The 7,147-nt window shown below is 66.5% G+C and carries 7 protein-coding genes and 2 pseudogenes; 5 read left to right on the top strand and 4 right to left on the bottom strand.

What is annotated here, in order from left to right:
- The first annotated feature begins 112 nt into the window (after positions 1-112).
- The gene (locus tag GA0115242_RS06570) at positions 113-868 is read left to right on the top strand and encodes a transposase family protein (RefSeq protein WP_093825469.1); all 756 of its coding nucleotides are present in this window, start codon (positions 113-115) and stop codon (positions 866-868) included.
- 194 nt (positions 869-1,062) lie between these two features.
- Positions 1,063-1,959 (top strand): DUF5655 domain-containing protein, encoded by an 897-nt coding sequence (locus GA0115242_RS06565; protein ID WP_093825467.1) that lies wholly within the window; start codon positions 1,063-1,065, stop codon positions 1,957-1,959.
- Positions 1,960-2,155: 196 nt separating this feature from the next.
- Here the strand turns inward: GA0115242_RS06565 and GA0115242_RS06560 are convergent.
- Positions 2,156-2,895 (bottom strand): annotated as a pseudogene (locus GA0115242_RS06560) (transposase family protein); the annotation flags it as partial.
- Between the two features lie 127 nt (positions 2,896-3,022).
- Between GA0115242_RS06560 and GA0115242_RS41485 the strand changes: the two are divergent.
- The 3 genes and pseudogenes from GA0115242_RS41485 to GA0115242_RS40270 all read left to right on the top strand — a co-directional run.
- Positions 3,023-3,363, top strand: a pseudogene (locus tag GA0115242_RS41485) (hypothetical protein); the annotation flags it as partial.
- Between the two features lie 229 nt (positions 3,364-3,592).
- Positions 3,593-4,021, top strand: coding sequence for a hypothetical protein (locus GA0115242_RS40275; RefSeq protein WP_141721524.1), 429 nt, complete (start codon positions 3,593-3,595; stop codon positions 4,019-4,021).
- Positions 4,022-4,071: 50 nt separating this feature from the next.
- Positions 4,072-4,449 carry a hypothetical protein gene (locus tag GA0115242_RS40270; protein WP_141721522.1) on the top strand — a complete coding sequence of 126 codons (378 nt, stop codon included), beginning with the start codon at positions 4,072-4,074 and terminating at the stop codon, positions 4,447-4,449.
- A 23-nt stretch (positions 4,450-4,472) separates the two neighbouring features.
- Here GA0115242_RS40270 and GA0115242_RS06550 read toward each other — a convergent pair whose 3' ends face one another.
- The 3 genes from GA0115242_RS06550 to GA0115242_RS06540 form a co-directional block, all read right to left on the bottom strand.
- Entirely contained in the window at positions 4,473-5,234 is a 762-nt protein-coding gene (locus tag GA0115242_RS06550) for a transposase family protein (RefSeq protein ID WP_093825465.1), read from the bottom strand.
- Between the two features lie 374 nt (positions 5,235-5,608).
- Entirely contained in the window at positions 5,609-6,364 is a 756-nt protein-coding gene (locus GA0115242_RS06545; RefSeq protein ID WP_202555001.1) for an anti-sigma factor, read from the bottom strand.
- Positions 6,361-6,945 (bottom strand): sigma-70 family RNA polymerase sigma factor, encoded by a 585-nt coding sequence (locus tag GA0115242_RS06540; protein ID WP_093825463.1) that lies wholly within the window; start codon positions 6,943-6,945, stop codon positions 6,361-6,363. The genes GA0115242_RS06545 and GA0115242_RS06540 overlap by 4 nt, the downstream gene beginning before the upstream one ends.
- Between the last annotated feature and the right edge of the window lie 202 nt (positions 6,946-7,147).

Genomic DNA, 7,147 nt, shown 5'->3' with positions numbered 1-7,147 from the left:
GCCTCTTCTAAGCTGGCGGCGTTGATCGCGAGTTGGACAGTTCCGCTTGTCGACGAAGCTCCTGGTAGACGGGTTCTCGACCAAGATCACCCGTGTCCGCCAGGAGCTTCGCGTGCTTGTCTACCCGTCCTCGATCGACTTGTCCACCCGCACTCTGCGGTTCCTGGCCGGACAGCTGACGGCCAGGCGTCGGGACATCGGGACGCGGTGGCGACGGCTTCCCGTGGCACGTCAGGCCCTGCTCGCCCTGGCCCACCTGCGGTGCGGCGACACCTACGCGCGGCTTGCGGCCGGGTTCGGCATCGGGATCGCCACCGTCTACCGCTACATACGTGAAGCCATCGAGGTCCTGGCCGCCCTCGCCCCGACCCTGGCCGAGGCGATGAGGACCATCCGGACGAAGGTGTTCGTCATCCCCGACGGAACCCTGCTGCCCATCGACCGCATCGCCGCCGACACCCCCTACTGCTCCGGGAAACACAAACGCCACGGCATGAACGTCCAGGTCCTCACCGATCCGTTCGGCCGTCTGCTGTGGGCTTCACCGGCTCTGCCCGGCTCGACCCACGACCTGACCGCCGCCCGGCAGCACGGGATCATCGACGCGCTCACCGCACCGGGCCTCAAGTGCTGGGCGGACAAGGCATACCGAGGAGCCGGCAGGCCCGTCCGTGTCCCGTTTCGAGGGCGCCACCTCAAGCAGTGGAAGCGCCGCCACAACACCACCCACGCCAAGATCCGTTGTCTTGGCGAGCAGGCCATGGCCACCCTCAAGGGCTGGCGCCTCCTGCGGAAACTCCGCTGCAGCACCCACCGCATCACCGCGATCGTCCAGGCCGTTCTTGTCCTCCACCACGCGTCAGCGTGAGGTTGGAAAAGGCTCACTGTCTCCCAGGGCGCGGGGGACGCATGGGGGAATTGCGGATTTCTGGTTGCCGGGGGATGCGGGCGCTCCCCGATCGGGTCGTGCGTAGCGACTCACACTATCTTCACGCCCCCGAAGCCTACTGCGGAAACAATCCCGTACCCGTCGGCGTTGGTGATCTCTGAGCCGAAGAGGGGGTGTCGGGCCTGAAGCTTTTTCGCACGGACACGACGAATTGCGGCATGACCGAGGTCATGCCGCGTCTCGCTGAGATCGAGGCCGATGTGCAGCGTCTCGTCGAGACGCACATGGAGGCGCTGCTGGGAGTCCAGTTCCTGGCGAGCGAGTACGGCACCGGACCGGTACACGCGGGCCGGATCGACTCGCTCGGGCTGGACGAGAACGGATCGCCGGTCATCGTGGAATACAAGCGCGGCACGGACGCAGGGGTCATCAACCAGGGGCTATTCTACCTCTCGTGGCTGATGGACCACCGGGCGGAGTTCGAGCACTTGGTCCGCGACCGGCTCGGGGTGACGGCTGCGTCCCAGGTCTTGTGGAGCGGTCCACGCCTGATGTGCATCGCGGGCGACTTCACTCGCTACGACGTGCATGCCGTACGCGAGCACCGGCGGTCGATCGACCTGGTCCGCTACCGACTCTTCGGTAGCGAGCTGCTCGGGCTTGAGACCGTGGCCTCCGCGAGTGGCGGCATGAGGGTGGCCCGCCGGGCACGGAGTGGGGCGGTCACCCGGGCGGCGCTTGACTTCCAGGGCGCGGCGATAAGCGAGTTGGCGGGTGCGGTCGACGAGGTTCTGCTTGGACTTGGGGACGGCGTGAACCGTGTGGAGCGCAAGACCTATCGGGCCTATCAGCGGCTTCGGAACTTCGCCTGCGCGTGCCCGCCGCAGCGCAGCAAGCTGCTGGTCTACCTGAAGGTCGACCCGCAGAACGTCGACCTCGTTCCGGGCTTCACCCGCGACGTGTCCGGTCTCGGCCACCACGGAACGGGTGATCTGGAGGTCCAGGTCCGTACGCTCAGGGACGTGGAGCGGGCGCAGGACTTGTTTCGGGCAAGCTACGCGGCGGCCTGATCGCCTCCAGAGGCTGGCCCCGTGACAGGTTGCGGCAGGTGTGGTGTCTGCGGTCGTGGAAGCAGCCTCTCGACGTACGGACAGGGCGTGGCGGTGGTCTGTCTATGGTGCGCGGGATCGGCGGTTTGGCCAACCGGCGATCCCGCGCTATGTTTCCCCGTTCGTGCGGGCCGGTGATCATTGAGCGTTTTGAGCATTGGCTCTCCAGGGTGAGGACGGCTTTGGCGATGACGCTCATGCGGTTGGGGCTGATGCGGGATCTGCGGAACTGCCAGGACTTCAATCGCGCCGTGCCGCGTTCGACAGGTGCGCGGGCCGCGGACAGGGCCCGGTTCCTGGTCCGCTGGGTGGGTGTGAGTTCGCCGTCCGGTGGTCGGTGCTTGGCGTGGTGACCCAGTCGCCGGCACCGATGTATGCCATGTCGGCGAGGATCGGGACACCTTGGCGTTCGCAGATCCGGAGGACCGTGTGGGTGCGGGCTGCCGTCAGGTCGTGGGTCCGGCCCGGTAGTGCCGGCGACAGCCACGGAGTCCTGCCGGCCGGGTCGGTGACGACCTGCACGTTCACGCCGTGCCGCCTGTGTTCGGCCGAGTAGTCGGCCCTGCCGTCTCTGACGCGGTCGCGCTCTGTGAGCGTGCCGTCAAGGAGGACGAAGTCGGGGTCGTGCTCGCGCAGTGTCTTCAGCAGGCCCGGCGCCTGCTCGGCGAGCAGGCCGGTGACGGAGGTGACATAGGCGTGGGCGGTGCCGACGGATATCCCGAAGGCTGCTGCGGTCGTCGTGAGGGTGTCATGGCGGCGCAGGTACATGAGTGCGATGAGCAAACGACGGTGCGGCGGGAGTTTTCACCGCTGGTCACCCTCACGGGTGACGATGAGCATCGTACCCCGCTCGACCAGGGCATGAGGCAGGTCGAGTGCGGCAGGATAGGGAACCAACAGGGCTTCTGTGCTGCTGAGTTGAGACGTCGAACACCTCCCTCAACGGCACGGGAGCCCTGCCCGTTGCGCACCCCGCCTCACGCCGCCCCGTCGCCCGATCGGTGGCCACGCTGAAAACGCTCATTGGGTGGCCCAGAGCACCCTCACCTCCGGTACGGCGACGAAACTGGCGCTCACCGTGGACAACGGCGTGGCCACCCTGAAGGTCTGCTCAGTCACCCTCACCCCGACCGGGACCACGACCACCCTGGGCGCAGTACTTGACGCGGCAGTCGGCGCGGCGACCCCCTCGGGCTGCGTCACCTCGGTGACCCCGGCCACCAGAACGGGCACGGTGACCGCCATGAACGGCAAGGTCAACAGCGGCACGAAGACCTGGAAGGCCGGCCTCGACGGCGGACCTTCACCACGGCGACACGCGGCACGGTCGTCAACGTGGGCGACACGATCGCGATGCGCTGGGGGCCTGAGCGGCTGGGGGGGGGGCCGACAACTTCACCTGTGACCAGGGCTCTTCGTCGGCGGACGACGACGCCGATACCGAAAACGCCGCGCCACAGAATCTTACGCTTTTCAGATTTTTACCTAGAAAAGGTACGCTTTTGGGATGGCTGAAACTGGTCCGCCGTCACCCTCAAGACGATAAGCTATGACAAATCTGCGAGTGCGGAAATCGTCCGGGCGAGGAGTAAACGTGACGGGCCTTGAAATTGCCGCGGTGGGTTACATGTTCGCATGGGCGAAAAGCCGCGTGCAGTCATTGGGGGAAATCGCGGGAGAGGGCGTGGATTCCACGGCGAGACTTCTGCTCAAGAATCTTTACGAGACGGTCGAGTCCAAGCTCGGCCGCGAGTCGCGCGAGATGCAGAGGCTCAGGGCGGACGCCGAAAGCGACGACGGAGAACTCCGTGAAGGAACAGAGCGCTATCTCTCAAGTTCCCTGGAGGGCGTCATGGAAGATGACCCTGATTTCGCCACCGCCGTTCGTGGATTTGTTGAGAAACTGAACTCCGAACACACCCAGAACGGCGAAGCGCCTGTCTCTCACTACACCGCGAACATCAAGGGAAATACCAGGAATTTCATCCAGGGAAACAACAATCACGGCAATACATTTGGATAGCGTATACCTGACACAGTAACCCGTCCATACCCGCAGAAAAACGGTGAACCGTGAACGAAGACGGAAGGCAACCTCACGCCGGGGGTGAGGGAGGCAATTACAATCTGCACGCCGATAACGGAGGGACCTTCCTGCAAGGAAACAATAACGTCGGGAACACTTTCAACGCTTCCAGGAGCCGTCTGGAAATTTTATTGGAGGACGCCGCCAGAGAGAAGAAGCGGGCACACTTCAAAGGACTCGAAGAGAGCGCAAAATCTGGCCAAAACGTGTGTTTTGCGGCATTCCTCGCAATCATCGCTCTCGCCAAATTCTCCGACCTCACATCGAGCTGGCCGAACGAGTCGCTCCGGAATACCTCCCTTGTTTTGACCGTGGTATTTTACGCCATAAAGGTTTACTGGGGCCGAAAGAAAGACAAAGTCTGAAGCCCGCAAACTATGAGGGGTTTTCATCCTGACGCGACAGCGAGGTGAAGGGCGAGGACGGCCTTCACGATCGCGGTGATGCGGTGGGTGCTGCAGCGCAGCTTCCGAAGCAGGCGCCAGCCCTTGGGAGCCGCCATGGCCTGCTCACCGACGCAGCGGATCTTGGCGTGGGTGGTGTTGTGACGCCGCTGCCGCCGCTTGAGCCGACGCCCCTTGAACGGAACCCGAAGGTTGCGGGCCGCGCCTTGATACGTCTTATCTGCCCAGCATTTGAGGTCTGCCTCGACGAGGGCGTTGATGATGCCGTGTTCGCGGGCCGCCGTCAGGTCGTGCGTCGCGCCGGGCAGCGCGTGCGACGCCCACAGCAGTCGGCCGAACGGATCGGTCAGCACCTGTACGTTCATGCCGTGGTGCCGTTTCTTCCCGGAGTAGTAGGGCCGGTCGGCGGCGATCCGGTCGATCGGCAGCACGGTGCCGTCCAGAATCACGTACGCCTTCGAGCGGGCCGTCACCATCGCTTCGTCGAGCGTCGGCGCGAGCCCGGCAAGAAGGTCGATCGCCTCGCGGACGTACCGGTACACGGTGGCGAGCCCGATACCGAATCCGGCCGCGAGCTGGGCGTAGGTATCACCGCACCGCAGATGCGCCAGGGCGAGCAGGGCCTGACGGCCCGCGGTCAGCCGCCTCCACCGCGTACCGATCTCCTGCCTGCGGGAGGCGAGTTGCCTGGCCAGATACCGCAAAGTGCGGGTGGACAGATCGATCGCCGACGGATAGACAAGCAAGCGAAGCTCCTGGTGGGGCACGGTGAATCTTGGTCGAGACACCGTCTACCAGTAGCTTGTTCATGTTGCGGGACCGGCCAACTACCGCACCCAACCGACAGGTTGGAAGAGGCTCAGTCCGTCCGGCAGAGGGCACCCGGCGCGCCGCTCACGGGCGGACGACCCGACTGGTGCCGAACGGTCAAGGGCGGGGCCTCCGAGCATCTTGGCTCGCGGCGGTCAAGGGCGGGGCCTCCGAGCATCTTGGCTCGCGGCGGTCAAGGGCGGGGCCTCCGAGTATCTCGCCCGCTCCCGCGCCTCACCGCGCGGAGCTCCCTGAATCCGCCGGTCGACGCCGGCCTCGCGCCACAGGGTGCGGAACCAGGGCCGGGCTGTCAGGCGGGCAGGGCCATCGTCGCCAGGGGCGTACTGGTCGGCTGTCGTGAGCCGCCCGCCGGTTCGAGCGTGATGCCGACTCCCGTGGCTTCACCCACGCGGCCGTCCATGAGCACGCTCTGGTTCGTGCGCGAGGCGTCCATCAGCCCGGCCGAACGCATGTGGCCGCCGTCGGCGAACCACAGTTGATACACCTTGCCCGGAGGCGGAGCGGCCATGTCGGAGGCGATGAACACGGCCTTTCCGATGCTCCGCGAGACGACCACGGAACCACGTGCCCCGCTCGTCAAGGACGTGGCGGCCACTCGGGCGTCGGGTGCGGCGAGAACGGTCGCGACCCGGTCGGACTGCGCTTGCAAAGCCTCGGCCCGGTGCCGGGCGTCGTCGGTCCGGTGGTACTGCCACACGGTCGTCGTGCCGAGGGCGACGATCCCGGCCGCGCAGGCGGCCAGCGCCCAGCGCAGAGCCTTGCCCTGCGGCGTCCGGGCCCGGCCCGACGAAGCGGCCGGGGAACCGGGGTGCTCCTGGGGCTCCTCACCGATCCGCCGCAGCACCTGTGACCTCAGGTGCCGTGGTGCGCGGCCCGTGGTGGCCAGCGCGAGGCGTCCGGCGGTCGCGGTGAAGTCCCGCACCTCCTGCGCGCACGGTTCGCACCGGGCCATGTGGGCCTCGAACGCGTCGCGTTCGCCGTCGTCGAGTGCGTCGAGTGCGTACGCGCCCGTCAGCGTGTGGGCATCGCCCGTGTCCACGGTCATGCAGTCACCCCCAAGCAGTCACGGAGCCGGATGAGACCGTCCCGCAACCGCGTCTTGATCGTGCCCAGGGGCGCCGACAGTTCTTCGGCGACCTCCCGGTAGGTCAGGCCCCGGTAGTAGGCGAGCGTGACCGACTGACGCTGGATCTCGGTGAGCGCATGCAGGCACCGCCGCAGTTCTTCCCGCTCCTGACGCGCATGGACCTGTTCGGACACCTCGTCGAACTCCGGCACCCGGTCGAGGAGGGCTGCCCGGTGATCGCGGGCGGCGGCGGACTCGGCGGAGCGGATGCGGTCGACGGTGCGCCGGTGGGCCAGCGTGAGGATCCAGTTGAGCACGGAACCCCGCTCGGGGCGGTAGCGGCCGGCCGTGCGCCACACCTCCACCCACACCTCCTGGGCCACTTCCTCGGCCTGGGCGTGGTCGCGCAACACCTTGTGGACCAGGCCGAAGACGGCATGGCAGGCGGCGTCGTAGACGGCGGCGAACGCCTCCTGGTCCCCGGCGCCGACCCGGCCGAGGAGCACGGGCAGATCGGGGTCGTGGGCCGGGTTGGGACCGATCGAGATGGCTTGCGTCATGCGGCGCCTTCCGGATACCGCTGGAAAGCGGTGTGAACGGGGTGACCACACCAGTAACTCATGTGGCCCCGGTCCACTCGCCGTGAGGATCATGTTCGTCGCTTCCTGCTCCTTCTGTCGCCCGGTCTAGTCGACGGTGACGACGACCGAGTGCCGGCCGGAGGCGCCGTCGGGGATGGTCGGGGCGCGCTTCTCGGTCTGT

The sequence above is a fragment of the Streptomyces sp. SolWspMP-5a-2 genome, from assembly GCF_900091845.1.
In the GTDB taxonomy this organism is placed as follows: domain Bacteria; phylum Actinomycetota; class Actinomycetes; order Streptomycetales; family Streptomycetaceae; genus Streptomyces; species Streptomyces doudnae.
This window is presented reverse-complemented; position numbering and strand designations above follow the sequence as displayed.